Origin of the sequence: Ruminococcus sp. AF17-22AC, assembly GCF_003460065.1 — a bacterium.
Classification (GTDB): Bacteria; Bacillota; Clostridia; order Lachnospirales; family Lachnospiraceae; genus Blautia_A.
Window position 1 is genome coordinate 343195 of sequence record NZ_QRXT01000003.1, and the last position, 26119, is coordinate 369313.

Sequence of the window (26119 nt, forward strand, 5' to 3'; positions counted from 1 at the left end):
TTTATGAGCAAAAAAGTATATATTTTTCTGGCAGACGGATTTGAAGACATTGAAGGACTGACTGTAGTCGATCTGATGCGCCGCGCACAGATCGATATAAAGACAGTTTCTATTAAGGACATCAGGGACATCACCACTTCTCACGGAATCCATATGCAGACAGATCTTGTTTTTAAAGAAACCGATTTTTCTGATGCGGACATGCTTGTAATCCCGGGTGGCATGCCGGGCACAAAATATCTCGGAGAATATCAGCCGCTCTGTGACCTCCTGACAGATTTTTATAAACAGGGCAAAAAGGTCGCAGCCATCTGTGCAGCACCGACCGTATTTGCCGCACTGGGATTTCTTGAGGGCAGAAAAGCGACCGCATATCCATCCTGCATGGACGGATTAAAAGGAGCAGAGCGTTCTCTGGACAGTGTTGTCATCGACGGCAATGTCACAACGAGCCGCGGCCTCGGAACGGCGGTTGACTTCGCGCTCAGCCTGATTGGACAGCTTCTAGGTGAAAAAACAGCGGATGAAATTGCGGAATCCGTGGTATATAGCCGAAAATAAAGGAAAAACAAGGCTTTTTCATAAAAAAATACTGGTGTTTTTAAAGACATTGTGCTATACTACGATAATGACTGTAATTGTATCTCATTATATGGAGATACAGTTGCCTGATGCCGCCAGAAGGCGCAGGAATAAAGGAAAAGTTAGAATATAAGTAACTGCAGAAGTACAGAACGGTTACAATATAAGAGATCTAACCTGAAAATTAAGGAGGAACAGGAAACATGAGTTTACAGGTGGAAAAACTGGAAAAAAACATGGCGAAACTGACAATCGAGGTTTCTGCTGAAGATTTAGAGAAAGCTATGCAGGCTGCATACCAGAAAGCAAAAGGAAGAATCACTCTTCCTGGCTTCCGTAAAGGTAAAGCACCGAGAAAAATGATCGAGCAGATGTACGGAAAAGGAATCTTCCTTGAAGACGCTGCAAACGCTCTTATTCCGGAGCACTACAGCAAAGCACTGGAAGAATGTGATCTTGAAATCGTTTCCCAGCCGGAAATCGATGTAACACAGGCTGAGCCAGAAAAAGCATTCATCTTCACAGCAGAAGTTGCTGTTAAACCGGAAGTTACTCTTGGTGAGTACAAAGGTGTAGAAGTTCCGAAGTCTGAGACAGAAGTAACAGACGAAGACGTTGATGCTGAGCTGAAGAAAGAGCAGGAGAAAAACTCCAGAACAGTTACAGTTGAAGACCGTGGAGCAGAAAACGGCGACATCACAACAATCGACTTCGAAGGATTTGTTGAAGGAGAAGCATTTGAAGGCGGCAAAGGTACAGATTACCCGCTGACACTTGGTTCCAATTCTTTCATCCCGGGATTCGAAGATCAGCTCGTTGGCTCCAAAGCAGGTGATCACGTAGAAGTTAAGGTTACATTCCCGGAAGAATATCAGGCAAAAGAGCTTGCAGGCAAAGAAGCTGTATTCCAGTGTGACGTTAAGAAAGTAGAAGCAAAAGAGCTTCCGGAACTTGACGATGATTTCGCACAGGACGTTTCTGAATTTGACACTCTTGCAGAGTACAAAGAAGACGTTAAGAAAAACCTGACAGAAAAGAAAGAAAAAGCTGCACGTACTGCAAAAGAAAATGCAGCAGTAGATAAAGCAATCGAAAACGCTGAGATGGATATTCCGGACGCTATGCTGAATACACAGGTTCGTCAGATGCTGGATGATTTCTCAAGAAGAATGCAGTCTCAGGGACTTACCATGGAACAGTACTTCCAGTTTACAGGAATGACTCTTGACAAGATGCAGGAAGAAATGAAACCGCAGGCTCTCAAGAGAATCCAGACAAGACTTGTTCTTGAAAAGATCGCAGAAGTTGAAAACATTCAGCCAACAGAAGAAGAAGTTGAAGAAGAATTCAAGAAAATGGCTGATGCATACAAGATGGAAGTGGAGAAGATCAAAGAACTGCTTGGTGACCGCGAGTTAGAGCAGATGAAGAAAGATATGGCTGTACAGAAAGCCGTAACTCTCATTGCTGACGAAGCAAAGGAAGCCTGAGCAGACGTTAGATCCTGAACCACTGGAATCGACGAATGGAGGCATTTATATATGAGTTTAGTACCATATGTCATTGAACAGACAAGCAGAGGAGAAAGAAGCTATGACATTTACTCCCGTCTTCTGAAAGACCGTATTATCTTTCTTGGAGAGGAAGTAAATGATGTAAGTGCAAGCATTATCGTGGCACAGCTTCTGTTTCTTGAGGCAGAGGATCCGAGCAAGGATATTCAGTTATATATCAACAGCCCGGGTGGTTCTGTAACTGCAGGCATGGCTATTTATGATACCATGAAATACATTAAGTGTGATGTTTCTACAATCTGTCTCGGAATGGCAGCCAGCATGGGAGCTTTCCTTCTGGCAGGCGGAACAAAGGGCAAGAGATATGCCCTGCCACACTCAACGATCATGATTCATCAGCCGTCAGGCGGAGCACAGGGTCAGGCAACCGAGATTCAGATCGTGGCTGATCACATTGCCCAGACGAAACGGACTTTGAATGAGATCCTGGCAGAAAACACAGGACAGCCTTACGAAGTAGTGGAAAAAGACACAGACCGCGATAATTATATGACTGCTGAAGAAGCAAAGGCATACGGACTGATCGATGGTGTTGTCGAGCATAAATAAAGCAGACAGAAGGAACCTCTTTTCAGGGGGTTCCTTTTGTGCCATATCAAACTGAAAGGAAACGAGAACTATTTATGGCAGAAAAAATGAGAGAAGGAAAAGTCAGATGCTCTTTTTGTCACAAATCTGAGGATCAGGTACGTAAGCTGATCGCAGGACCGGATGGTGTTTTTATCTGTGACGAATGCATTGGTATCTGCTCGGAAATTATGGAAGAGGAACTGGCTCAGTATGATACGGAGGATGTTTATGATTCAGACATCAACCTTTTAAAACCTGAGGAGATCCATAAGATTCTGGACGATTATGTCATTGGACAGGACGAAGCTAAGAAAGCTCTGTCTGTGGCTGTATATAATCATTACAAGAGAATTACAGCATCCAAAAATCTGGATGTGGAGTTACAGAAAAGCAACATTCTGATGCTTGGACCGACAGGATCCGGTAAGACACTGCTTGCGCAGACACTTGCCAGACTTCTGAATGTGCCTTTCGCAATCGCAGATGCAACCACACTTACCGAAGCAGGTTATGTTGGCGAAGATGTTGAGAACATTCTTCTGAAGATCATTCAGGCAGCAGATTATGATATCGAACGTGCGCAGTACGGTATCATCTACATCGATGAGATCGACAAGATCACACGTAAATCCGAGAACGCATCCATCACCAGAGATGTATCCGGTGAAGGTGTACAGCAGGCACTCCTGAAGATCCTTGAAGGTACAGTTGCAAGCGTTCCGCCGCAGGGTGGACGTAAACATCCGCATCAGGAGTTTATTCAGATTGATACCACCAACATCCTGTTTATCTGCGGTGGTGCATTTGACGGTATCGAAAAGACGATTGAAGCACGTCAGGACACCAAGTCCATTGGATTCGGTGCAGATGTTTCTGTACAGGAAGAAAGAAACATCGGAGAAGTCCTGAAGGACGTTATGCCGGAAGACTTTATCAAATATGGCCTGATTCCGGAGTTTATCGGTCGTGTTCCGATCGTAGTTACTTTAGATGGACTGGATGAGGAAGCACTGATCCGTATCCTTAAAGAGCCTAAGAACTCTCTGACCAGACAGTATCATAAATTATTCGAGCTGGATGGAGTAGAGCTTGAATTTGAGGAAGATGCCCTCAAAGAAGTAGCGAGAAAATCTCTGGAGCGCAAGACCGGTGCCAGAGGACTTCGTTCCATCATGGAGAAATCTCTGATGGATCTGATGTACCGTACTCCTTCCGACAATACGATATGTAAGTGCATCATCACAAAAGATGCAGTAGACGGAACCGGAGAACCGGAAGTGGTTCATGGGGAACAGCCTGCCATGCAGCAAAATACCACAAGAAGAAATTCCCGTTCCAGAAAGACAGGAAAGCCGGAGACGGCCTAAAGAAGGGATTGAAAATAGATGAAACAGCCAATCAGCATTCTTCCGGCAATCGCTCTGCGCGGCACAACGATCCTTCCGGAAATGATCGTTCACTTTGATGTGAGCAGAGAACGTTCAATCAAAGCGATAGAGGCGGCAATGCTTCATGATCAGAAGATTTTTCTGGTTACACAGAAAGATTCTGAGATGGAATCTCCGAAGTTATCAGATCTGTATCAGGTGGGAACTGTTGCCTATATCAAGCAGGTAGTAAAACTTCCGCAGGATCTGCTCAGAGTGCTGGTAGAAGGAATTGAACGTGCAGAACTTCTAAGTCTTGATCAGGAGGAGCCGTTTCTGAAAGCAGAGACGGCACTTTTTGAGCCTGACAGTACGAAATATACGAAATCTCTGAATGAAGCAATGTTCCGGAGTATTCAGGAACTCTTTCAGAGATATTGCATGGAAAGCGGAAAAATCAGCAAAGATCTGGCAGCAAAAATCCTGAACATTGAGGATATCGATCAGCTGATCACACAGGTCTCGGTAAATGTTCCGCTGAGTTATCAGAACAAACAAAAAATCCTCGAGGCAGTCAGCCTTGAAGATCGCTATGAGGTACTTGCTGCAATCCTCACAAATGAGATCGAAGTGTTCCAGGTCGGACACGATCTGCAGCGCAAGCTTAAATCCCGTGTGGATAAGAATCAGAGAGATTATATTCTGCGAGAGCAGCTTAAAGTCATCCGTGAGGAACTGGGAGAGGAAAGTACCAGTGATACCGCGGAAGAATACCGCCAAAAAGTTGGTGAACTTCAGGCTTCTCAGGAAGTTAAAGACAAACTGAACAAAGAAATTGACCGTTTTAAGAGCATGAACAGCAGTGCAGCAGAAAGCAGTGTGCTGAGCACTTATATCGAGACACTTCTTGCGCTTCCGTGGGACAAAAAGTCTGAAGATTCCACAGACTTAAAGAAGGCCTGGGAAATTCTCGAAGAAGGACATTACGGGCTCAAAGATGTCAAGGAACGCATCATGGAATTCCTTGCTGTCCGTAAGCTGACAGGTGGCGGCAAGAGCCCGATCCTCTGTCTTGTAGGCCCTCCGGGAACAGGTAAGACCTCCATTGCGAAGTCTGTAGCAGAGGCATTGAATAAAAAATACGTCCGCATCTGTCTCGGCGGTGTCCGTGATGAGGCGGAGATCCGCGGACACAGAAAGACTTATGTAGGTGCTATGCCGGGACGTATCACGGAAGCACTTTCACAGGCAGGTGTCAGCAATCCGCTGATGCTTCTTGATGAGATTGATAAGACAAGCAGTGACTATAAAGGTGATACTTCTGCAGCACTTCTCGAAGTGCTTGATCCGGAGCAGAACAACCGCTTCAATGACCATTATGTAGAGGTTCCTCAGGATCTTTCCGAAGTATTATTTATTGCGACCGCAAATGATATGGACAGTATTCCGAGACCACTTCTTGACCGTATGGAAGTCATCGAGATCTCAGGTTATACTGAAAACGAAAAAGAACACATTGCGAAAGAGCATCTGATCCCGAAACAGTTGGAAGTAAACGGTATTCCGAAAGGAGCACTGACGATCCAGCCGTCTGCACTTCGCAAGATTATCACACTCTACACCCGCGAGGCAGGTGTGCGTGGACTGGAGCGTAAGATCGGTCAGATCTGCCGTAAGGCGGCTCGTGAGATCATGGAAAATAACCAGAAGAAGATCACGGTCAAAGGCAAAAACCTTGAAGATTTTCTCGGCAAAGCCAGATACAGTTATCTGATGGCAAATAAGAAAGACGAAGTCGGAATTGCCAGAGGACTTGCATGGACACAGGTCGGTGGTGATACACTTCAGATCGAGGTCAATGTCATGCCGGGCAAGGGAGAACTTGTACTTACCGGACAGCTCGGAGATGTTATGAAAGAATCTGCTCAGGCAGGTATTTCTTACATTCGTTCTGTAGCATCCGATTATGATATTTCGCCGGAATTTTTCCAGGAAAATGATATTCACGTACATATTCCGGAAGGGGCAGTTCCGAAAGACGGACCTTCTGCGGGTATTACCATGGCGACAGCTATGCTTTCTGCGATCATCGGAAGAGAAGTGCGCGCAGATGTAGCAATGACCGGTGAAATCACACTCCGTGGTCATGTACTTCCGATCGGCGGACTGAAAGAAAAACTTCTTGCAGCCAAATACGCCAAGATCAGGCAGGTACTTGTACCGAAGCAGAACAAACCGGATATTCAGGAGATGGACGATGAGATCCTTGACGGTCTGAAAATCTCCTTTGTAGAAAATATGAATGAAGTGCTTCACGAGGCACTTGCGAATTGACAGAAGTAACTTGCAGAGACTTGAACAGTTATCGAAAGAGGACTTTATGGTTATAAAAAGCGCAGTTTTAGATATCGTATGCGGAATCACAAGTAAGATTCCGGATACCGGTTTGCCGGAAGTGGCTTTTGCCGGCAAATCCAACGTCGGCAAATCTTCACTGATCAATGGTCTGATGAACCGGAAGGCACTGGCGCGTACCAGTGCACAGCCGGGCAAGACACAGACGATCAATTTTTATAAGATCAATGATGAATTGGATCTGGTCGATCTTCCGGGATATGGATATGCCCGTGTGACACCGGCAGAAAAAGAAAAATGGGGAAAGATGATCGAGAATTATCTGCATACTTCCCGTAATCTCAAAGCCGTTTTTCTTCTGATCGATATCCGTCATGATCCGTCTGCAAATGACAGACAGATGTATGAATGGATCCTTCATAATGGCTATGAGCCGATAATTATTGCAACGAAACTGGATAAACTGAAACGCAGTCAGGTTCAGAAGAATCTGAAGGCGATAAGAGAAGGCCTTCAGTTAAGAAAAGGAACAACTGTGATTCCGTATTCTGCTGAGACAAAGCAGGGAAGAGATGAAATCTGGGAACTGATCGAATCTCTGACCGGTGGCGAACCTTCCGAGGAAGCCTGAAAGGACTAAAAAGATGGGAATCATCAAAGCAGCAAAACTTGCATTTGACTATTTGAGATATGATGAAGATGGAAATGTCGAAGATACGCAGAGAGCGGTTGACGGCGTTGACCTTGATATACAACCGGGTGAATTTGTTGCAGTGCTTGGACATAACGGCTCAGGCAAATCTACGTTTGCTAAGCACATCAATGCGTTGTTGCTCCCGACAGAGGGAACCATCTGGATCGACGGAATCGACACGGCGAAAGAGCCGGAACTCTGGAAGGTACGGCAAAAAGCAGGTATGGTATTTCAGAATCCGGATAACCAGATCATTGGTACCGTGGTTGAGGAAGATGTGGGATTCGGACCGGAAAATATGGGGATATCTACAGGAGATATCTGGAAACGTGTGGATGAAAGCCTTGCAAAGACAGGAATGACTGCATATCGTCATCATTCACCGAATAAGCTTTCAGGTGGACAGAAGCAGCGTGTGGCGATCGCAGGTGTCATGGCGATGCGTCCGCAGTGTATCGTTCTGGATGAACCGACTGCCATGCTGGATCCGAACGGACGAAAAGAAGTACTGGAAGCAGTTCATCAGCTGAATCGTCAGGAAAATGTGACGGTCGTTCTGATCACACACTACATGGAAGAAGTGATCGATGCCGATCGTGTGGTTGTCATGGATGACGGTCATGTCGTGATGGAGGGAACTCCGAAGGAGATCTTTTCACAGGTGGAGACACTGAAGAAATATCGTCTGGATGTGCCGCAGGTAACGCTGCTTGCACATGAACTGAAACAGTCCGGTGTAGACATTCCGGATGGAATCCTTACTACGGAAGAGTTGGTAAATGCCTTATGTCAATAGAACTGAAAAACGTAACTTACACATACAGCCCGGGAACTTCTTATGAGATCCACGCACTGAAAGACATTAATCTGAACATTCCGGATGGACAGTTTATCGGTGTGATCGGACACACAGGAAGTGGGAAATCTACATTGATCCAGCATCTGAACGCATTGATTAAGCCGACTTCCGGCACAGTATCATACAATGGTGAGGATGTCTGGGCAGAAAACTACAACAGAAGAGCACTTCGAAGTGAAGTCGGACTTGTTTTCCAGTATCCGGAACATCAGCTTTTTGAGAGCGATGTTCTTTCGGATGTCTGCTATGGACCGATGAATCAGGGCAAAAGCAGAGAAGAAGCTGAGGAAGAAGCAAGAAAAGCACTTCTTCAGGTAGGCTTCAAAGAAAAAAAATTTGACAAATCTCCATTTGATCTGTCCGGCGGACAGAAAAAGCGTGTGGCGATCGCCGGTGTTCTTGCAATGAATCCGAAGATCCTGATTCTGGATGAGCCGACTGCAGGACTTGATCCGAAGGGAAGGGATGAGATCCTTGACCAGATTGCAGAACTTCATAAAGTCCGTGGAATCACGATCATTCTGGTTTCACACAGCATGGAAGACGTTGCGAAATATGTAGAACGTCTGATAGTGGTAAATCACGGTAAGATTGCATTTGACGATACTCCGAAAAAGGTTTTTGCGCATTACAAAGAGCTGGAAGAGATGGGACTTGCAGCACCGCAGATCACCTATATCATGCATGCTTTGAAAGAAAAAGGACTTCCGGTAGATCCTTCTGATACAACTGTTGAGGAAGCGAGAGCGGATATCCTGCGTGCGCTTAAGAAAATGAACTCTCCTTTACTGAAAGGAGGGGTTCTGAATGATTAGAGATATTACAATCGGACAGTATTATCCGGCAAAGTCCCCGATCCATAAGCTGGATCCACGAACAAAACTTGCCGGTACACTGATTTTTATTATATCGGTATTTTTATTTCATACTGTAGTCGGATATGCGGTAGCGACCGTATTTCTGGCAGGAATGATATTGATTTCCACAGTTCCGGTGAAGTTTATTTTCAAGGGACTGAAAGCAATCTTTATGATCCTGCTGATCACGATGGTGTTTAATATTCTTCTGACACCGGGTGAGGCGATCGTTACGCTTGGAATTTTCAAGATCACAAAAGAAGGTATTACAATGGCAGTCCGCATGGCAATCCGACTGATCTATCTGGTAATCGGCTCCTCGCTTATGACACTGACGACTACCCCGAATCAGCTGACCGACGGACTGGAAAAAAGCCTTCGTCCACTGAATAAGATCCATGTTCCGGTACATGAGATCGCAATGATGATGTCGATTGCACTTCGTTTTATTCCTATTCTTCTGGAAGAAACGGACAAGATCATGAAAGCACAGATCGCGCGAGGCGCAGATTTTGAAAATGGAAATCTGATCCAGAAAGTAAAAAATATGGTACCGCTTCTGGTACCGCTGTTTATTTCGGCTTTCCGCCGTGCAAATGATCTTGCAATGGCGATGGAAGCGAGATGTTATCACGGGGGCGATCACCGTACCCAGATGAAACCGCTGAAATATAAGAAACGAGACCATATTGCATACCTGATCCTGTTTGCGTATCTTGCAGTAGCGATCGGATTTCGTGTGGCCGGGTTATAAAATAAGGATGGTTCTTGCTGTAAAAGGCGGGAGCCATTTTTACCATAAATGGAGGACAAGATGAAAAGAGTTGGACTTGTAGTTGCCTATGACGGAACGAATTACAGTGGATGGCAGATTCAGCCAAACGGAATCACGATTCAGGGTGTGCTTAATGATACACTTTCTGACCTTCTCGGAGAAAAGATTGAGATCATGGGTGCAAGCCGTACCGACGCGGGTGTCCATGCACTCGGAAATGTAGCTGTGTTTGATACGAATACACGCATTCCGGGAGAAAAGATTTCCTATGCACTGAATCAGAGACTGCCGGAAGATATCCGTATTCAGTTATCAGAAGAAGTGGAACCGGATTTTCATCCGAGATACTGCGACAGTGAAAAAACATATGAATACCGGATACTGAACCGTAAATTCCCGGTGCCGACAGAGCGTTTGTATTCTTATTTTTATCATTATAAACTTGATGTAGATAAGATGCGGGAAGCAACCTCTTATCTGATCGGACGACATGATTTTGCAAGTTTCTGTGGAACAGGTGCGCAGGTAAAATCCACAGTCCGTACCATTACAGGAATTGATGTGTGGAGAGACGGTGACATTGTGACGATTCGTGTAAAGGGAGAGGGATTTCTTTACAATATGGTTCGCATCATTGCCGGAACACTGATTCAGGTCGGAAACGGGCAGTATCCGCCGGAACGTGTGAAAAAGATCCTCGATGCCTGCGACCGTTCTGTATCCGGACCGACCGCGCCGGCACACGGACTGACACTGATAGGAATTGAATTTTTTGACTGAAAATAAAATTTAATTATTATATGCATTGAAAGAAGACGGATTTTTATGTCCGTCTTTTTTGCGTTTTTATGTATGTGGTTATAACCACGTCTTTATAGTGAGATGTATATTATATTGGATTCACAAAGAAACTATACAGAGAGACCATAAGGAGGTTTAACCATGGATAAAAAAGAAAATAAGATGTTTTGCTTTCAGTGTCAGGAAACTGCAGGCTGCAGCGGATGTACAGTATCAGGGGTATGTGGAAAGAAACCGGATGTTGCAGCTATGCAGGATCTGCTGGTCTATGTGACAAAAGGCATTTCAGCAGTGACCACACAGCTTCGAAGCGAAGGAAAAGAAATAGATGATAATGTCAATCATCAAATTATTGTGAATCTGTTTACAACAATCACAAATGCAAATTTTGATAAAGAATCTATCATTACACGAATCAAAGAAACGCTGGAGATCAAAGAAGAACTTCTGAAAAAAGTCGAAAACAGAGATGGTCTCCCGGAAGCTGCATTCTGGAACGGTACAGAAGATACTTTTGAAGATAAAGCTTCGCGCGTAGGAATTCTTGCCACAGAGAATGAAGATATCCGAAGTCTTCGAGAACTGATCACTTACGGTCTGAAAGGACTGGCAGCCTATGCGAAACATGCAGCAGCACTTGCGCATACGGATGAGGAAATCGACGCGTTTCTCCAGAAAGCACTTGCGGCAACAGCGGATGATGCTCTCTTGGCAGAAGAACTTACCGCATTGACTCTCGAGACAGGAAAGTTCGGTGTTCGTGTGATGGAACTTCTTGACAAGGCTAATACAGCAGCTTACGGAAATCCTGAGATCACAAAGGTCAATATCGGAGTCGGCAAAAATCCGGGTATCCTTGTTTCGGGACATGACCTGCATGATTTGGAAATGCTTCTTGAACAGACGCAGGGAACGGGTGTGGATATCTACACTCATTCCGAAATGCTTCCGGCGCATTACTATCCGGCGTTCAAAAAATATCCGAATTTTATCGGAAATTATGGAAATGCATGGTGGAAACAGAAAGAGGAGTTTGAGAGTTTCCATGGTCCGATCCTGATGACAACGAACTGCATCGTTCCGCCAAAGGACAGCTACAAAGACCGTATGTATACGACGGGTGCAGCTTCTTATCCGGGATGCACCCATATTCCGGGCGGTGTCGGAGAAGAAAAAGATTTTTCAGAAATCATTGCTAAGGCGAAGCAGTGTCAGGCGCCGGAAGAGATCGAACATGGTGAGATCATCGGTGGGTTTGCACATGCGCAGGTCTTCGCGCTGGCAGATAAGATCGTAGAAGCAGTAAAATCCGGAGCAATCCGCAAATTTGTCGTAATGGCAGGCTGCGACGGACGTGCAAAGTCCCGAAATTATTATACTGATTTTGCAAAAGGACTGCCGAAAGATACTGTAATTCTTACTGCAGGATGTGCAAAATATAAATACAATAAGCTGAATCTCGGAGATATCGGTGGCATTCCGAGAGTTCTGGATGCAGGACAGTGCAACGATTCCTATTCACTTGCAGTCATTGCACTGAAACTGAAAGAAATTTTTGAACTGAACGATATCAATGAGCTTCCAATCGTCTACAATATTGCATGGTATGAGCAGAAAGCGGTCATCGTCCTTCTGGCGCTTCTCGCGCTTGGAGTCAAAAATATCCATCTCGGACCGACACTGCCGGCATTCCTTTCTCCGAATGTAGCAAAGATTCTGGTAGATAACTTCGGAATCAGTGGAATCGGGACAGTAGAAGAGGATCTTGCAAACCTGATTGGATAAAGAAAGAACTGCTTTGAAAGGCTGTAATAAATAAAAAGTGTTGATTTTTGCCGCTATTATCACACTGGCAGTCAACATCACTCGCTATTTCACCGGTGAATAAAGATGCCGAAGCTGTTTGTCAGGAGACGACACCGATTCAGGAAAAACTGGATAAACTCGGAAAACAGATCACAGTACTTGGTGCTTCTGCCGCAGCTATTGTTTTTGCCATCGAAGTGATCCAGTTTGTGATGAACGGACAGTTAAACTTTATGCTCCAGCATTTCAAAAACTTCCTTGGTGCAGTTGTATTTGAAACGGTTCCGCTTTCTGTGGGAATGTGGGGAAAGATGCTCCTGACTGCTTTTACAGTTATCATTCTGAATGAAGTAGTAAAAGCAGTAAAGAGACTGTTTGGACGTAAATAAAGAAAAGAAATTGTATATCTGAGAAAGAAATCAGAGACACTTATATGCAATGATCGTTACCGTGCCCTTGCCGGGGTAGCGCTTCATTGAATATCTTTTAGGGAAAGCTTCGATCAGTTCCGGAAGTTTGACATAACCGTAGGTACGGGCATCGAAATCCGGTCTGGCACGTTTGATATACTGACCGGCAGAACTTACATTGACATAACCGTCATCATCCTGGTATTTGTCCCAGGCGATACGAAGAAGCTTGTGGATCTCTTTGAGCTCTTTTGCTTTGCGGCGTTCTTCGGCACTTTCCTGCGCATTGCGTTTTGCAGTTTCTGCCGGTTTCTGAACGGCGGCAGTCTGCGTATCCGTATCTTTGCTTAAGTTTTCAAGATAGACAAATTCGTCACAGGCATTGCGGAAAGGTTCCGGTGTCTTTTTTTCACCGACTCCCATAACGAAGACTCCGGATTCACGAAGTTTGATCGCGAGAGGTGTGTAGTCACTGTCACTTGCGACAATGACAAAGGCATCGTAAATGCCGCTGTGGAGAAGATCAAGCGTATCAATAACGAGTGCCATGTCTGTCGCATTTTTGCCGGCAACATAGTCAAACTGCTGTTCCGCTTTGATTGCAAGACGTTTTAATTCATTTTCCCAGTTTTTGAGAGAACCTTTGCGCCAGTTACCGTAAGCACGTTTGACGACGATACGGCCATTTGTTGAGATTTCCTGTATAACAGATTCCAGTTTGGAAAGCTGTGTATTATCAGCATCTATCAGCATTGCAATATTTTTGAGATTTTTCATAGAAATAAGTCTCCTCGTAATATGTAAACATTATTAATAAAACTATATCATTTTCTGAAATCTTTTTCCAGATGGATTCCGGGAAATCTGGATTTATTCACAGAAATGTGGTAAGATCGAGGGAATACAGACAGGGGGAATCTATATGATTACATTTTTGGCATCCCTTTTTATTAAGGATCGCCGCAATTACAATTCGCCGGAAGTCCGGCAGGCATATGGCGTTTTAAGTGGTGCAGTCGGAATTGGACTGAATATTCTGCTTTTTCTTGGCAAATGGATTGCAGGAACGGTGAGTGGTTCTATTGCTATTACGGCAGATGCGTTTAACAACCTGTCGGATGCGGGCTCTTCGATCATTACGTTAATCGGTTTTCGGCTTTCCGGACAGGAGCCTGATCCGGAGCATCCATTCGGACATGGCAGGATGGAATATATTTCCGGACTTTTGGTATCGGTAGCAATACTTGTCATGGGATTCGAACTCATCTGGTCATCACTTGGTAAACTGCGTTCCCCGGAACCGATTGAGAGCAGTGCACTGGTATGTGTGATTCTGATCGCATCCATTCTTGTGAAAGTATATATGTTTTTTTATAATCGTTCACTGAGTAAAAAACTGGATAGTGCAGCAATGAAAGCAACATCTGTTGACAGTTTGAGCGACACTGTGGCAACGACACTTGTTCTGATCGCCACACTGATCAGCAAATATACGGGACTGCTTCTTGATGGCTGGTTCGGAATTCTGGTAGGATGCTTTATTCTTTATACAGGTGGTTCTACACTGAAAGAAACCATTGACCTTCTTATCGGACAGCCGCCGAAGCAGGAATTTATCAATGAAATTCGTGAAATCGTTCTGGGACATTCGATGGTTCATGGTGTACATGATCTGATCGTTCATGATTATGGTCCGGGACGTGTGATGATCTCACTTCACGCAGAAGTGGATGTGAACGGAAATATTCAGGATATCCACGAACAGATCGATCATATTGAACATGAACTGCAGGAAAAACTGCATTGTTCCGCAACGATCCATATGGATCCGATTGTGACAGATGATGAGGAAGTTCTTGCGATGAAGGCAAAAGTAGAAGAGATGGTACATTTTCTGGATGAATCCTTCAGTATGCATGATTTCCGAATGGTAAAAGGTTCGACCAGAACAAATCTGATCTTTGATGTGGAGGTTCCGAGAAAAACTTCCTATACAGACAACGAGATCGTGAATTGGCTGAAAGAGCGGATACACGAACTGCCGGGAAGCAAGTATTTCGCGGTGATACAGATTGATCATGAATACTATTAAGTAAAGAAATTGACAGATAAAAATAATCTGGTATAATTAAATAATCGAGATGTTATTTAGTGCGCTAACATGAGAAACCGCACCTTGAAAGGAAACGACAGAGAACTTCAAAGATGAAGATGGTTGTTGTTTCCTTTTTTGCTGCACGCGTATAGTGGAAGTGCCGGTAACATGTCCGCTGATTTTATCAGGGCTCGAACGAGAGAGGAGAAAAGGAGAAACTAAATGGAAACAAAAGAAAAAAACACTGCAACACCGTATGATCTTGACGGTAAGCCACCGCTGAAACTTGCGATTCCGCTTGGATTACAGCATGTTCTGGCAATGTTTGTCGGAAACCTGACCCCACTTCTGATCATCACAGGAGTCTGTGGTATCGAATCAGGAAGTGCCCTGCAGGTAGCGCTTTTGCAGAATGCCATGCTGGTAGCAGGTATCGTTACATTGATTCAGATCTACACGATCGGACCTGTTGGTGGTAAACTTCCGATCGTTATGGGAACAAGTTCCGGATTTATCGGTGTCTGCAAAAGCGTGGCAGTTACGATGGGAAGCGGAGTTGCCGGTTATGGAGCAATTTTGGCAGCCAGCTTTATCGGTGGTCTGTTTGAAACCGTACTTGGAGGTTTCTTAAAGCCACTGCGTAAATTTTTCCCTGCAGTTGTAACTGGTACAGTTGTACTGTCTATCGGACTTTCACTGATTTCTGTCGGAATCGGTTCTTTCGGCGGTGGAAGTACAGCACCGGATTATGGTTCTCTCGAAAATCTTTTTGTAGGTACGGTAGTTCTGGTTGTGATCATAGCACTGAAACACGGCACAAAGGGATTCACCAGTTTTTCATCGATTTTGCTGGGCATCATTGTAGGATATATTTTGGTATCCATCATGGCAATGGTGTTGCCGACTACTTTTACATACACCGATGAAACAGGTGCTGTTGTTGAAGCAACAAAGTCCTGGGTAGTCAACTGGAGTAAGGTAGCAGACGCATCCTGGTTTGCAATTCCGAAGATCATGCCGGTCAAATGGGTATTTGATGCAAAAGCAATTGTTCCGATCTGTATCATGTTTGTCGTTACCGCTGTTGAAACAGTTGGTGATATTTCTGGTATTACAGAAGGTGGTCTTGGCCGTGAGGCTACTGACAAAGAGCTTTCCGGTGGTGTTATGTGTGATGGTCTTGGATCTTCTTTTGCAGCACTGCTTGGTGTTCTTCCGAATACTTCTTTCAGCCAGAACGTTGGTCTGGTTGCCATGAATAAGGTCGTGAACCGTTATTCAATCGGAATCGGCGGTATTTTCCTGATCGCATGTGGTCTGTTTCCGAAGCTTGCAGCACTGATTTCCATTATGCCGCAGAGTGTACTGGGTGGCGCAGCGGTTATGATGTTCTCATCAATCGTAATCAGTGGTATTCAGCTTATCACAAAATGGCCACTGTCTCCGAGAAATGTGACGATTGTGTCTGTTGCACTTGGTGTTGGCTATGGACTTGGCTCCAATTCAGCCGTACTTGCACAGCTTCCGGAAAGTATTAATCTGATCTTTGGTGGTTCAGGTATCGTGCCGGCAGCGCTGTTTGCGATTATTCTGAATATCATCCTTCCGAAAGATGAAAAGACGGAAGTGGAGATGGCAGAAGAGATACTGGCAAATGAAAAAGCAAAAGAGAAAAAGTAAATAAAAGAGAGTAGTTTATGAGAACGGGCAGGGATGACGAAAAAATATCCCTGCCTTTTAATATAGATAAGCCATGGATGAAACGTGCTGTGTTTTTGGATTTCTCTGCTCATTTATTAATCACTGCTTTTGCAAACTCGCACCTGAAGGTGCTCAGATAGTGCAACGCAGTGATAATTAGAGCATTCGAAATCTCAAAAGCCTCGCAGGTTTCTTACATGGCTTATCTATATTGCAGGCAGGGGAAATTTACGGGTATCCCTGACGGTTGAATCAAAAGGGGAGTGCTGTGTGAAAAGTGGAAGAAAAGCAACGGAAATAGCGGCTTTCAAGAATTCCCGATGCCGGAAAGAGCATCGGGAGCAGTAATGTTGAAGGTATTTTAAAACTTCATATTTTATGAAATTTCATGTGGATCAGTCCGACGGCATCAGCGAGTACCCATCCGATTGGAATTGCCATCCAGATACCAATCTCACCGATATAAGCAGAGAGGAGATAGGCGAGGGCAACGCGTGTTCCAAGGGATATCACGGTCAGGACAACGGACATGCCGGGTTTTTTGACTGCGCGGTAATATCCGTACAGAAGGAAAAGGCATCCTATTCCGCAGTAAAAAGATCCCTCTACTCTGTGTAATAAAAGTAGAGTAAGCATTGCAGAAATCCTGCACCGGAAGATAGGCAAAGGTGTCAATCTTGACGGCAGCGGCGAATGCTGCCATAACAACAGGATCGAAACTGTTGACAAGTCCCTGTACCATCAGAATTCCGAAATTCATGATGGACTGCTGGATACAGGTCATTGAGGAAAGATTGCCGATGTCTCCTAAGATCTGCCGGTTAAATCATGATACATTTTAGTTACCTCATCCAGGTTTTGAAAATATAATACAGGGTTCACACTTTTTTGTGAACCGCAATAATGATTATATCATAAAAAAGAATCCGGTAAGATTTGAGATTTACATTCTTTAGCGTTTGAATATAAGAAAAATCAGAAAAATCTATATAATGTATACAATTTTAAAATATCAACAAATTTTAAAGTAAAAAAAAATAATATTTGGTTAATCTGTTTCTGTACTCAGTGCTATACTTCTAACCGTAAAAAGTAAACAGAACTTAACAAAACCTCCTTTCACAAAACAAAGTTGAAGGCTGCTAAGCATCAGATTTTTGGAGGAAAAGACAAATGAATACTTTAAAAGCTGAAAAAAGAAGCATGGACGTTAAGGCAAAAAGACTGAGAAGAGAAGGATACGTTACAGGTAATGTATTCGGTCGTGAGATCGAAGGTTCCATCCCGGTAAAAATGCTGAAGACGGAGGTTGACAAACTGTTAAAGACTGACCACAAAGGAAGTCAGGTTATGCTTGAGGTAGATGGTCAGACATACGATGCACTGATTAAAGAGGTTGATTTTAACCCACTGGCAGGCAGAGTTGATGAGATTGATTTCCAGGCACTGGTAAGCAATGAAAAAGTACATTCTGTTGCTGAAATCGTGATTGTAAACCATGACAAAGTAGCAGATGGTGTTCTTCAGGAAAACATGGAAGAAGTAAATTATAAAGCTTATCCGTCAGCACTGGTTGACAAAGTAGAAGTCGATGTAGCCGGTCTGAAGGTCGGTGACACGATCCGTGTCAAAGATCTGAGCCTTGCAAAAGACAAAGATATCGACATTAAAGATGATCTGGAAGCTGTAGTACTGACAGTTGTTGCAGTTCATAACGGAGCAGTACCGGAAACAGAGACACCTGAGGAAGCAGAGACAGAAGAAGCAAAGTAATCTGCCTGATCAGAAACTCACACCAACAAAATATATGATAAAAGTTCCCTCCTGTAGAGTTGGTTCACAGGAGGGATTTTTTTATGTAATAGGAAATTACTCCGTAATGTTCCTATTACACAAAAACGCTCCGCGAGGATGCGACCAGATGCATGAGGAATATGTCTGCTGAAGCAGACGGCATCTGGCGCGCAAAGCGTAGCAAGTCCCTCAAAGATTGAGGAATTCAGGGAGTTTGAAGCGGACTTGTCCGCTTTGTTCTACGGGCGGGGAAGGGGATTGGATGACCGGGGGAAGAGTAAGTTAAGTGAAAGTCCGCAGAATATGTAGCACCGGTTGACTAGGAGAAAAGCAAGTTACCAGAGAGGTACCGGAATTCGTAGCATCGGTTGACTAGGAGAAAAGCAAGTTACCAGGAGGTCAACAGAATTTGTAAAAAAGGATGACTATACAAGGAGTAAGTAAGAGGAGAGTACCCAAAATCGTTCAAATCGGATGCCTGTGAAATAGGAAAGTCATCTGGGAGTCAATGGAAGCTCCGAAAATGGATGACTTGATCCAGAGTTACACAAAACCAAGTCAACCAAACCGATTTTTCTGTCATTTTCTTTACGTGGAACGATGATACATTCAAGACCGTTTTCAGGCAGTTTTTCGGATATAATTTAATTGTAGATTCCGGTGACGAGGCTTATCGGCTCCTTGCCCACATAACGACAGGGATATTAAGTGCAACGGCAAAAAATACTATCATAATTCTATAACAGTCATAAACAAAGGTAACGAAAAAGACAATTCTTAAATGGAATGACAGTATAAATGAAAAAGTTGTAAATAAGCGTTTAGTGAAATTTTGTCGGAAAAAGAAGAACGAATTTGTTTGTTATATATGATATTTACTGTTAACATTATGGGAGCGGGAAAACAGAAAAATAAATTGAAATACGTAATGATACGTGTTAAAATAAAGGAGGATATGAATTGCCAATGACGCCAAGGGAGATGATAAAGCTCCTGAAAGAAAATGGATATGAAACAATAAGTCAAAATGGTTCACATATGAAAATGAAAAATGTACATACTGGAAAATCTGTAATTGTTCCATATCATTCAAAAGATTTAAAGAAAGGTCTGGAACAGGCAATTCTTAAACAGGCGGGAATCAGATAGTTTTGTTGTGTGAATGGAGGCTTACGTATGAACAAACGTTTATTTTATCCGGCAGTTTTTCATAGAGCAGAAGAAGGCGGATTCTGGGTAACATTTCCGGATATTCCGGAATGTATGACACAGGGAGAAGATATGCAGGAAGCATATGAGATGGCAGCAGATGCACTGGGCTTATCTTTGACTACAATAGATAATGAGGGAGAAACGCTTCCGAAGGCATCTTCTGCAGATGAAATTACAGTGGAAGATGGTATACTTGTAATTGTTGAATTTGATATAGCAGAATACCGGCGAAAGAACCGTTCCAGAGCTGTAAAGAAAACACTCAGTATTCCAGAATGGCTTAATGAAGCTGCCATACGTGAAAACCTGAATTTTTCTCAGGTTCTTCAGGATGCGTTGATGGCAAAGCTTGGGATGAACAGATAAATCAGTCAGCACTCTTTATGGGTGCTGATTTTTTATGTAATAGGAAATTACTCCGTAATGTTCCTATTACACAAAAACGCTCCGCGAGGATGCGACCAGATGCATGAGGAATATGTCTGCTGAAGCAGACGGCATCTGGCGCGCAAAGCGTAACAAGTCCCTCAAAGATTGAGGGATTCAGGGAGTTTGAAGCGGACTTGTCCGCTTTGTTCTTTACAGTCAGCTTACCCGCTATGCGGGTAGATATTTATTTTTGTAACATTTTTCCTGCTCAAATGTTATATTGTTGAAAGAGATAAAAATGCCGGTGGAAAAAGCGGGCAGAAAGGCAGCTGCCGGTGCAGAATTTCGGAAAGGGGGAAAACAGATGTGGATAATGAGCTTTTTATGAAGTTATATGGCGCATATCAAAAAGAATTATATCTGTATTTGTATTCCCTTTGCAGGAACCGGCATCAGGCAGAGGATCTGTTGCATGAGACATTTTTGAAAGCGCTTCTGGCGTTGCCGGACGGACATACAAATATGCGGGCATGGCTTTATATGGTTGCGAGGAATCTGTTTTATAATCAGCAGAAAAAGAGGTCAAAAGAGATTCTCAGTAAGGAACAAAATGTTGTGCCGGAAAATTGCGAAAAAGGAGACCTGCTCGAAAACATTCTTGCTGAAGAAAGCAGGCGAATGCTTTACCGGGCACTTCAGAACCTGGATTTAAAAAAACGCGAGATCATTCAGATGCAGTATTTCGGCGGAATGTCGCAGAAAGAGATTGCCGCAGTTTTACATATTACTCCGGAGAATGTCCGTGTGTTGGCATATCGGGCAAAGAAAGAATTGAAGAAAGACTTAGAAGAGTTAAAAGGAGAATAGGCAGATAAGTGAAAAGCGTAAAAAATAGTATGAAATATGTAAGTAGAATTAGATAGAAATATAGTTGGCAGAGAGGAGGACGTGAAATGACATATCGCGAGTTATTGAGGCTATATAAGCAGGGAAAGTTGGAAGACAGCGCAAAAAAACAGATAGAAGCGGAAATCGAAAAACAAGATGCAATCAGTGAATTTCTTTATGAAGAGGGAGAGATACCTGATTTTTCTGATTTGGAGAATGAACAGGGATGTTTCAATGGGTTGAATGACGAAACTCAGAAGACAGAACGACAAAATAGTAAAAACGATAACAGCATAGAAGAACAACAGAGAAATCAGCCGGAGAAGCAAGAGGAAGCTTTTAACGAGCAGTTCATGAAGGAAATCCGGCACTCTATCCGCAAGGCTTTTATCAAAATGGGAACAATCGTAGGGGCTGTTGTTTTGATATTTGTGCTCTGCGCAGTCTTTATCCTTCCGAAAGCAGTCTCAAAATTTTATTACGATCCAAACGAAGCAGCAGGAGCGTATGAAGGAATGACGACGACCAGAATGTCGCTGGATCTTTCCGTATATTCGGAATTGTATCTGCCGGGAAATTACCGTGATCAGGTAAATGCAGTTTCCAGAGGCTATGGCGAATACGATATCGTTATCCCGCAGACTTACACATGGACAGGACGATTTACTTCCGTCAGCGGCCGACTGGTGCGAGGCAAACTTACTTTGTATGATAACAATATTCTGAGCCGTCCGGCGCTGATGTTTTACCTTCCGGGAGATGAGAATGCATGGGAAGCATGGGAGACAGATGAGAACGGAAAGGAAACAAAAGTGGATACAGAGGCTCGCAAACAGGAGAGTATTCAGTATTCAAAAGAAGAAATTTCCGGATACAACGATAATGACTGGTACACGGCATTTGTTTCCATAAACGAACTTATGGACTACAAAGATTTTATCGACTGGTTTGAAAAAATTTCTGATAAGAAAGATCTGGAGTGGGGAAATCTCTGGTGTGCAGTTCACACAGAAGAAGAGGACGGTTACTGCGGTGAGCCAAACATTGGTTTCTGCCCGTATGCATCAGGTTCAGGCATGAGTTGGGACAAAGAAAAATATCCGTATCTGTCGCTTCTGGATAATGCAGATTCTTATAATGAGGCAGAAGTGACCGATGCAGATATCATGCAGACACATTTTACCAGTATGCTTTCCTATATGCAGGATCATGAGGACATCCTTTCCATGATGGGGCAGTCAACTGATTATCAGGAAGACTATCAGAATATGATTGATTATGTAAAGAAAAACGGCCTGAAGATCCACGGCTTTGCAATCAGTACAAAGAAGAAGACTCTTCTTGAATTATATAAGGAAGATGTGGTATCTTATATTCAGACAACACCACAAAATTAGAGAAGAAATGCAGACATATACGTTGGTGTGTGTCTGCATTTCTGCATTTTAAGAGAAATAAGATGCAGAATACTTCATATTTGTGGCTACCAGCAAAGATGTTTACAATAAGGGAGGGCGGCACCATGGGAATTACAGAAATGTTGGATGAATTGAAAAGCAAAGCATGTCGTGACGAGAAGCTTCGGGCAGAACTTCTGGAAACAAGGAAAGATGCACAGCCTCTCAGCGCATTTTGTCGGAAATGCAGAGAACTGGGATATGAGATCTACGATATGGATCTGATCACTGCAGGTGAAGAATTTTATGCTACGATGCGCAGGAGCACTAATGGCGGTGGCGAGAACTCACCAATGCTTGAAGGCGAGGATGATTTTTACGAATTATTCTTTGCAGGACTGGAGTAAATTATGAATATATGTATCTATGGCGCTTCCAGTGCGCAGCTGGAGCAGATTTATTATGACAAAACAGAAGAACTCGGAAAAATGATGGCGAAGCGTGGACACGGGCTGGTGTTTGGCGGCGGCGCGACAGGAATGATGGGATCAGCGGCGCGAGGTGTGGATGTCGAAGGCGGTTATATTCTTGGTATTGCACCACGATTTTTTGATAAACCGGGTGTTCTGTATCAGAACTGCAGTGAATTTATTTTTACAGATACCATGCGTGAGCGCAAAAAACTTCTCGAGGAGCGCTCTGATGCAACAATCGTTACACCAGGCGGAATCGGAACCTATGAAGAATTTTTTGAGATCCTGACGCTTAAAAGTCTGCACAGACTGGATCGCCCGATCGTTCTCTACAATATCAACGGCTACTATGACGGAATGGAAGTTCTGTTGCGCCATACAGCTGATGAGAAATTCATGGATCCGTCCAATCTGAAACTCTGTGAATTTATGGATGATCCGGAGCAGATCTTGTCTTACATAGAAAATTACAGGTAACCGGTTAATGGGGATGAAAAAGGAATACAACAGAAAGCAGGTAAAAAATGATCTGGAAAGAGCTAAACGACAATTTGATTTTTCATAATTTAAAGGCATCCGACAATATAGAGGTGCTGCAGCTCATGGGAGATGCCATGATACAGGAAGGGTATGGAGAAGAAGGGTTCACAGAGGCTGTTCTGAAAAGAGAAAAGGATTATCCGACAGGGCTGGATGTGAACGGGATTGGAGTGGCAATTCCACATACAGACGCGGAACATGTAAAAAAAGAAGGTATTTCAATTGCAGTGCTGAATCCGCCAATTGAATTTGATGCAATGGGGGAGGAAGACTGCCGGATTCCGGTGAAAATTGTGATCATGTTTACTGTGGCCGGAAAAGATAAGCATATTGACCGACTGCTGCAGGTCCTTGATATGATCAAGGATGAAGAAATCCTGCAAGGACTGCTTGATGCGAAGAATAAAAAAGAAATCCGAACAGTAATACAAAAAAGAGAGAAGTCAGATATAAACTGACTGCATTAAATTTTACTTACCGAAGAGAGAGATTATTATGAAAAATCCGTTACATTATCAATTATCTGAATACGACTGTGGACCGACTTCCATGATGAATGCGCTTGCCTATCTGTTCGAGCGGGAGGAGATCCCTCCGGAGGCAGTCCGAAATACGATGCTTTACTGTCTGGACTGCCACAGCAAAGAAGGAATCCCAGGCAAAAGAGGCACTTCCAGAGCAGCGATGATGTTCCTCAGCAATTGGCTGAACGAATACGGAGACCTCGGCATCATGTCTGTGAGCAGTGAATATCTGTCAGGACGGAGCGTGTACATAGATGGAGAAAGTCGCATCAATCATGCGCTGAATCATGGGGGTGTGGCGGTAGTGCGTCTGTATCTTGAGGAAGAGCATTATGTTTTGATGACTGGAATACAGAATGAAAATATTCTTCTCTTCGATCCGTATTACTGGGATAAACCATATGAACAGAAAGATATTCTGATGGATGATAAACATCCTAAGGAATACAACCGCATAGTGCCGTTTAAGTACTTTAATCAGGAAAACAAAGAAACAATATACGCTCTTGGTCCGGTGGAGGAACGTGAGGCGGTTCTGATATTCAACGAAAAGACGAAGACCGTACCGGAGGAAGTAATTGAGTACTTTATCTGAGGAATAAAAAAGGATTTCCGAATCTATGGAGATGTGAATGAACCATAGAACGGGAATCCTTTTGAGGTTATTGATAAATTATTTATTTACCTGCAGCAACTGCGGTCTGACGTACATTTGGAATGGAAATCAGGATCGGGTAAAGGATACAGGAAATAACAAGTCCGCCGGTACCCTGAATGATGTTTGCAGGGATGCTGGCAGCTGCGCCTGCTCCGTAGATGAAGAATTCACATACGAAATATCCGCCTGCAACGAGGATGATGTCTGCAACACCGCCAAGAATGACTGCAATGTAGCGGCTCTTCTGGTTTTTACCGATTTTCTGATAAAGAAGTCCGGCAGCAAGTGCAACAAGACCTTTTATCACGAAAGTAATCGGAACATAAATGAAATATCCACCGATCAGGTCAGAAAGTGCAGATCCGATACCGCCTGCAAGGAAGCCCCAGACCGGTCCGAGAATTACACCGGAGAGGATCACGATAGCGTCCCCCGGGTGAATGTATCCACCGGTTCCCGGAGTAGGGATGCGGATGGACATGGTTGCCACGCAGGAAAGTGCAGCAAACAAAGCTGCGAGAATTAATTTTTTCAGATTGTTATTCATAGTAAATGAGCCTCTTTTCTATTGGTGTAAATTCTATTTCATGCTGTCGCAGAAGAGTTTTTCCATGCTTGCTTTAAGTGGAACACCAAGTCTGGCGAGCGTTCCGTCCAGAGCTGCAAAGACTTCACGAACATTGTAGTAATCAGCATTGTTTCCCATATGTCCGATGCGGATGACTTTGCCTGCAAGTACATCAAAAGAACCTGCAAGCATGATGTTGTAGTCATTTCTGACACCATCAAGGATTGCTTTGGCGGTGGTTCCTTCCGGGATCTCAAATACAGTAACAGTGCTGGAAAAACCACTCTTAAGATAAAGGTTCAGGCCGGCACCGGTGATTGCTTTGCGGGAAGCTTCGGCGATTTTTTCATGTCGTGTCAGGATGTCCGGGTCGGCTGCAATGTTGTCGATCGCGGCACGGAGTCCGTAGATATCACTGATCGGCATGGTGTATGGGAACCATTTTTCTTCGTAATAATGTGCAAAAGTCGTCAGATTTGCGTAGAAAGATGCAATTGGTGTCTTACGGTCTGTCATGGCTTTTTTTGCATCATTACTGATCACTACGAAGGTGAGTCCCGGAGGTGCGGAAACAACTTTCTGGGAACCGCCGCACATAATGTCAATCTGCCAGTCAGAGATACGCATCGGTTCGCCGAAAGAAGCAGATACGGAATCGACAACTGTCATGATGCCGTATTTCTTAAGAAGCGGACAGATTGCGGAAACATCGTTCAGCATACCGCTTGGTGTATCTCCATGGACAACGGTTGCGTATTTGTAATCATGATTTTCTTTGAGGAAGTTTTCGAGTTCCTGTACGTCAAGGGTTTCACGGTAATCTCTGGAGTAGAGCTCCGGACATCCGCCGTACATGGAAACAAAATCTGCGAATCCTTTGCCATAGATGCCGTTGTCCAGAACGAGGACACGGTCACCTGGTTCGGTCATGGACGCACAGGCGGCTTCCAGTCCGAGGATTCCCTCTCCGCCGAGGATGAGTGTTTCGTTGTCGGTGTGGAGAAGCCGGCTGATCTCTTCGCAGGTTTCCTTATAAAATTCTACGAAGTTTTCGTCAAGATCAGGGTTGGTACATTCTCTGCTGCGGGCGAGACGCACGTTTTCGGCAACCTGTGTCGGGCCCGGTGTCATAATTTTATACATAAGATCAAGTCCTTTTTCTTATTATTTTTTTAATCCGGTGTAACTGTTCAGTACCTTCACAGTTACGAGCCAAAATGCATTCCAGATCACCTTTGGTGATGGCATTT

Annotated in this window: 26 protein-coding genes and 1 pseudogene; 23 read left to right on the top strand and 4 right to left on the bottom strand. The window is 43.9% G+C overall.

Going from position 1 to position 26119, the window contains the following annotated elements; translation table 11 throughout:
• Nucleotides 1–3: 3 nt before the first annotated feature.
• The 12 genes from DWW86_RS06835 (at nt 4) to DWW86_RS06890 (ending at nt 12629) form a co-directional block, all read left to right on the top strand.
• On the top strand, nt 4–561 hold the full coding sequence (locus DWW86_RS06835) for a DJ-1 family glyoxalase III (RefSeq protein WP_072521855.1): 558 nt from the start codon (nt 4–6) through the stop codon (nt 559–561).
• A 224-nt stretch (nt 562–785) separates the two neighbouring features.
• Complete coding sequence (gene tig / locus DWW86_RS06840) at nt 786–2072, top strand: trigger factor (RefSeq protein ID WP_117942657.1); 1287 nt, start codon at nt 786–788, stop codon at nt 2070–2072.
• Nucleotides 2073–2123: 51 nt separating this feature from the next.
• A complete protein-coding gene (gene clpP, locus DWW86_RS06845; RefSeq protein ID WP_015542128.1) occupies nt 2124–2705 on the top strand; it encodes an ATP-dependent Clp endopeptidase proteolytic subunit ClpP in 582 nt (193 codons plus the stop codon).
• Nucleotides 2706–2779: 74 nt separating this feature from the next.
• On the top strand, nt 2780–4093 hold the full coding sequence (gene clpX, locus DWW86_RS06850; protein ID WP_072521853.1) for an ATP-dependent Clp protease ATP-binding subunit ClpX: 1314 nt from the start codon (nt 2780–2782) through the stop codon (nt 4091–4093).
• A gap of 18 nt (nt 4094–4111) precedes the next feature.
• Complete coding sequence (gene lon / locus DWW86_RS06855) at nt 4112–6427, top strand: endopeptidase La (protein ID WP_117942658.1); 2316 nt, start codon at nt 4112–4114, stop codon at nt 6425–6427.
• Nucleotides 6428–6473: 46 nt separating this feature from the next.
• Nucleotides 6474–7079, top strand: a complete 606-nt coding sequence (gene yihA / locus DWW86_RS06860) for a ribosome biogenesis GTP-binding protein YihA/YsxC (protein WP_072521851.1) — start codon at nt 6474–6476, stop codon at nt 7077–7079.
• Between the two features lie 13 nt (nt 7080–7092).
• Complete coding sequence (locus tag DWW86_RS06865; protein ID WP_072521850.1) at nt 7093–7938, top strand: energy-coupling factor transporter ATPase; 846 nt, start codon at nt 7093–7095, stop codon at nt 7936–7938.
• A complete protein-coding gene (locus DWW86_RS06870) occupies nt 7929–8816 on the top strand; it encodes an energy-coupling factor transporter ATPase (protein WP_117942659.1) in 888 nt (295 codons plus the stop codon). Before DWW86_RS06865 ends, DWW86_RS06870 begins: the two co-directional genes overlap by 10 nt.
• Nucleotides 8809–9612: an energy-coupling factor transporter transmembrane component T family protein gene (locus tag DWW86_RS06875; RefSeq protein WP_072521848.1), complete on the top strand. Its 804-nt coding sequence runs from the start codon at nt 8809–8811 to the stop codon at nt 9610–9612. Before DWW86_RS06870 ends, DWW86_RS06875 begins: the two co-directional genes overlap by 8 nt.
• 60 nt (nt 9613–9672) lie before the next feature.
• A complete protein-coding gene (gene truA, locus DWW86_RS06880; RefSeq protein WP_072521847.1) occupies nt 9673–10413 on the top strand; it encodes a tRNA pseudouridine(38-40) synthase TruA in 741 nt (246 codons plus the stop codon).
• Between the two features lie 162 nt (nt 10414–10575).
• A complete protein-coding gene (hcp, locus tag DWW86_RS06885) occupies nt 10576–12219 on the top strand; it encodes a hydroxylamine reductase (RefSeq protein WP_117942660.1) in 1644 nt (547 codons plus the stop codon).
• A 47-nt stretch (nt 12220–12266) separates the two neighbouring features.
• Nucleotides 12267–12629: a hypothetical protein gene (locus DWW86_RS06890; RefSeq protein WP_117942661.1), complete on the top strand. Its 363-nt coding sequence runs from the start codon at nt 12267–12269 to the stop codon at nt 12627–12629.
• Nucleotides 12630–12659: 30 nt separating this feature from the next.
• Here the strand turns inward: DWW86_RS06890 and DWW86_RS06895 are convergent, their stop codons facing one another.
• Nucleotides 12660–13427 carry an NYN domain-containing protein gene (locus tag DWW86_RS06895; RefSeq protein ID WP_072521844.1) on the bottom strand — a complete coding sequence of 256 codons (768 nt, stop codon included), beginning with the start codon at nt 13425–13427 and terminating at the stop codon, nt 12660–12662.
• Between the two features lie 145 nt (nt 13428–13572).
• Between DWW86_RS06895 and DWW86_RS06900 the strand changes: the two genes are divergently transcribed.
• On the top strand, nt 13573–14742 hold the full coding sequence (locus DWW86_RS06900) for a cation diffusion facilitator family transporter (RefSeq protein ID WP_072521843.1): 1170 nt from the start codon (nt 13573–13575) through the stop codon (nt 14740–14742).
• A 225-nt stretch (nt 14743–14967) separates the two neighbouring features.
• Entirely contained in the window at nt 14968–16425 is a 1458-nt protein-coding gene (locus tag DWW86_RS06905; RefSeq protein ID WP_072521842.1) for a uracil-xanthine permease family protein, read from the top strand.
• Nucleotides 16426–16815: 390 nt separating this feature from the next.
• Here the strand turns inward: DWW86_RS06905 and DWW86_RS06910 are convergent.
• Nucleotides 16816–17269 (bottom strand): annotated as a pseudogene (locus DWW86_RS06910) (MATE family efflux transporter); the annotation flags it as partial.
• Nucleotides 17270–17619: 350 nt separating this feature from the next.
• Here DWW86_RS06910 and DWW86_RS06915 point away from each other — a divergent pair.
• From DWW86_RS06915 to DWW86_RS06960, 9 genes are all read left to right on the top strand, one after another.
• Nucleotides 17620–18219 carry a 50S ribosomal protein L25 gene (locus DWW86_RS06915; RefSeq protein WP_117942662.1) on the top strand — a complete coding sequence of 200 codons (600 nt, stop codon included), beginning with the start codon at nt 17620–17622 and terminating at the stop codon, nt 18217–18219.
• 987 nt (nt 18220–19206) lie between these two features.
• Nucleotides 19207–19389: a type II toxin-antitoxin system HicA family toxin gene (locus DWW86_RS06925; protein WP_330392898.1), complete on the top strand. Its 183-nt coding sequence runs from the start codon at nt 19207–19209 to the stop codon at nt 19387–19389.
• Between the two features lie 27 nt (nt 19390–19416).
• Entirely contained in the window at nt 19417–19818 is a 402-nt protein-coding gene (locus tag DWW86_RS06930) for a type II toxin-antitoxin system HicB family antitoxin (RefSeq protein ID WP_072521837.1), read from the top strand.
• A gap of 369 nt (nt 19819–20187) precedes the next feature.
• Nucleotides 20188–20688 (top strand): RNA polymerase sigma factor, encoded by a 501-nt coding sequence (locus DWW86_RS06935; RefSeq protein WP_286187665.1) that lies wholly within the window; start codon nt 20188–20190, stop codon nt 20686–20688.
• 86 nt (nt 20689–20774) lie between these two features.
• Nucleotides 20775–22106 carry an anti-sigma factor C-terminal domain-containing protein gene (locus DWW86_RS06940; protein ID WP_117942664.1) on the top strand — a complete coding sequence of 444 codons (1332 nt, stop codon included), beginning with the start codon at nt 20775–20777 and terminating at the stop codon, nt 22104–22106.
• A gap of 125 nt (nt 22107–22231) precedes the next feature.
• The gene (locus tag DWW86_RS06945) at nt 22232–22513 is read left to right on the top strand and encodes a hypothetical protein (RefSeq protein WP_072521834.1); all 282 of its coding nucleotides are present in this window, start codon (nt 22232–22234) and stop codon (nt 22511–22513) included.
• A gap of 3 nt (nt 22514–22516) precedes the next feature.
• A complete protein-coding gene (locus DWW86_RS06950; RefSeq protein ID WP_072521833.1) occupies nt 22517–23056 on the top strand; it encodes an LOG family protein in 540 nt (179 codons plus the stop codon).
• Between the two features lie 47 nt (nt 23057–23103).
• A complete protein-coding gene (locus tag DWW86_RS06955) occupies nt 23104–23577 on the top strand; it encodes a PTS sugar transporter subunit IIA (protein ID WP_072521832.1) in 474 nt (157 codons plus the stop codon).
• Between the two features lie 37 nt (nt 23578–23614).
• Entirely contained in the window at nt 23615–24238 is a 624-nt protein-coding gene (locus DWW86_RS06960) for a C39 family peptidase (RefSeq protein WP_117942665.1), read from the top strand.
• Between the two features lie 82 nt (nt 24239–24320).
• Here the strand turns inward: DWW86_RS06960 and DWW86_RS06965 are convergent, their stop codons facing one another.
• Nucleotides 24321–24848: an ECF transporter S component gene (locus DWW86_RS06965; protein WP_072521830.1), complete on the bottom strand. Its 528-nt coding sequence runs from the start codon at nt 24846–24848 to the stop codon at nt 24321–24323.
• Between the two features lie 33 nt (nt 24849–24881).
• Nucleotides 24882–26012 (bottom strand): pyridoxal-phosphate-dependent aminotransferase family protein, encoded by a 1131-nt coding sequence (locus DWW86_RS06970; RefSeq protein ID WP_117942666.1) that lies wholly within the window; start codon nt 26010–26012, stop codon nt 24882–24884.
• Nucleotides 26013–26119: the final 107 nt, after the last annotated feature.

What these genes read in the sequence shown, in the direction of transcription:
- DWW86_RS06835 (WP_072521855.1), top strand. Translation starts at nt 4, where the DNA reads ATGAGCAAAAAAGTATATATTTTTCTGGCAGACGGATTTGAAGACATT.
- tig (WP_117942657.1), top strand. Translation starts at nt 786, where the DNA reads ATGAGTTTACAGGTGGAAAAACTGGAAAAAAACATGGCGAAACTGACA.
- clpP (WP_015542128.1), top strand. Translation starts at nt 2,124, where the DNA reads ATGAGTTTAGTACCATATGTCATTGAACAGACAAGCAGAGGAGAAAGA.
- clpX (WP_072521853.1), top strand. Translation starts at nt 2,780, where the DNA reads ATGGCAGAAAAAATGAGAGAAGGAAAAGTCAGATGCTCTTTTTGTCAC.
- lon (WP_117942658.1), top strand. Translation starts at nt 4,112, where the DNA reads ATGAAACAGCCAATCAGCATTCTTCCGGCAATCGCTCTGCGCGGCACA.
- yihA (WP_072521851.1), top strand. Translation starts at nt 6,474, where the DNA reads ATGGTTATAAAAAGCGCAGTTTTAGATATCGTATGCGGAATCACAAGT.
- DWW86_RS06865 (WP_072521850.1), top strand. Translation starts at nt 7,093, where the DNA reads ATGGGAATCATCAAAGCAGCAAAACTTGCATTTGACTATTTGAGATAT.
- DWW86_RS06870 (WP_117942659.1), top strand. Translation starts at nt 7,929, where the DNA reads ATGTCAATAGAACTGAAAAACGTAACTTACACATACAGCCCGGGAACT.
- DWW86_RS06875 (WP_072521848.1), top strand. Translation starts at nt 8,809, where the DNA reads ATGATTAGAGATATTACAATCGGACAGTATTATCCGGCAAAGTCCCCG.
- truA (WP_072521847.1), top strand. Translation starts at nt 9,673, where the DNA reads ATGAAAAGAGTTGGACTTGTAGTTGCCTATGACGGAACGAATTACAGT.
- hcp (WP_117942660.1), top strand. Translation starts at nt 10,576, where the DNA reads ATGGATAAAAAAGAAAATAAGATGTTTTGCTTTCAGTGTCAGGAAACT.
- DWW86_RS06895 (WP_072521844.1), bottom strand. Translation starts at nt 13,427, where the DNA reads ATGAAAAATCTCAAAAATATTGCAATGCTGATAGATGCTGATAATACA.
- DWW86_RS06900 (WP_072521843.1), top strand. Translation starts at nt 13,573, where the DNA reads ATGATTACATTTTTGGCATCCCTTTTTATTAAGGATCGCCGCAATTAC.
- DWW86_RS06905 (WP_072521842.1), top strand. Translation starts at nt 14,968, where the DNA reads ATGGAAACAAAAGAAAAAAACACTGCAACACCGTATGATCTTGACGGT.
- DWW86_RS06915 (WP_117942662.1), top strand. Translation starts at nt 17,620, where the DNA reads ATGAATACTTTAAAAGCTGAAAAAAGAAGCATGGACGTTAAGGCAAAA.
- DWW86_RS06925 (WP_330392898.1), top strand. Translation starts at nt 19,207, where the DNA reads ATGACGCCAAGGGAGATGATAAAGCTCCTGAAAGAAAATGGATATGAA.
- DWW86_RS06930 (WP_072521837.1), top strand. Translation starts at nt 19,417, where the DNA reads ATGAACAAACGTTTATTTTATCCGGCAGTTTTTCATAGAGCAGAAGAA.
- DWW86_RS06940 (WP_117942664.1), top strand. Translation starts at nt 20,775, where the DNA reads ATGACATATCGCGAGTTATTGAGGCTATATAAGCAGGGAAAGTTGGAA.
- DWW86_RS06945 (WP_072521834.1), top strand. Translation starts at nt 22,232, where the DNA reads ATGGGAATTACAGAAATGTTGGATGAATTGAAAAGCAAAGCATGTCGT.
- DWW86_RS06950 (WP_072521833.1), top strand. Translation starts at nt 22,517, where the DNA reads ATGAATATATGTATCTATGGCGCTTCCAGTGCGCAGCTGGAGCAGATT.
- DWW86_RS06955 (WP_072521832.1), top strand. Translation starts at nt 23,104, where the DNA reads ATGATCTGGAAAGAGCTAAACGACAATTTGATTTTTCATAATTTAAAG.
- DWW86_RS06960 (WP_117942665.1), top strand. Translation starts at nt 23,615, where the DNA reads ATGAAAAATCCGTTACATTATCAATTATCTGAATACGACTGTGGACCG.
- DWW86_RS06965 (WP_072521830.1), bottom strand. Translation starts at nt 24,848, where the DNA reads ATGAATAACAATCTGAAAAAATTAATTCTCGCAGCTTTGTTTGCTGCA.
- DWW86_RS06970 (WP_117942666.1), bottom strand. Translation starts at nt 26,012, where the DNA reads ATGTATAAAATTATGACACCGGGCCCGACACAGGTTGCCGAAAACGTG.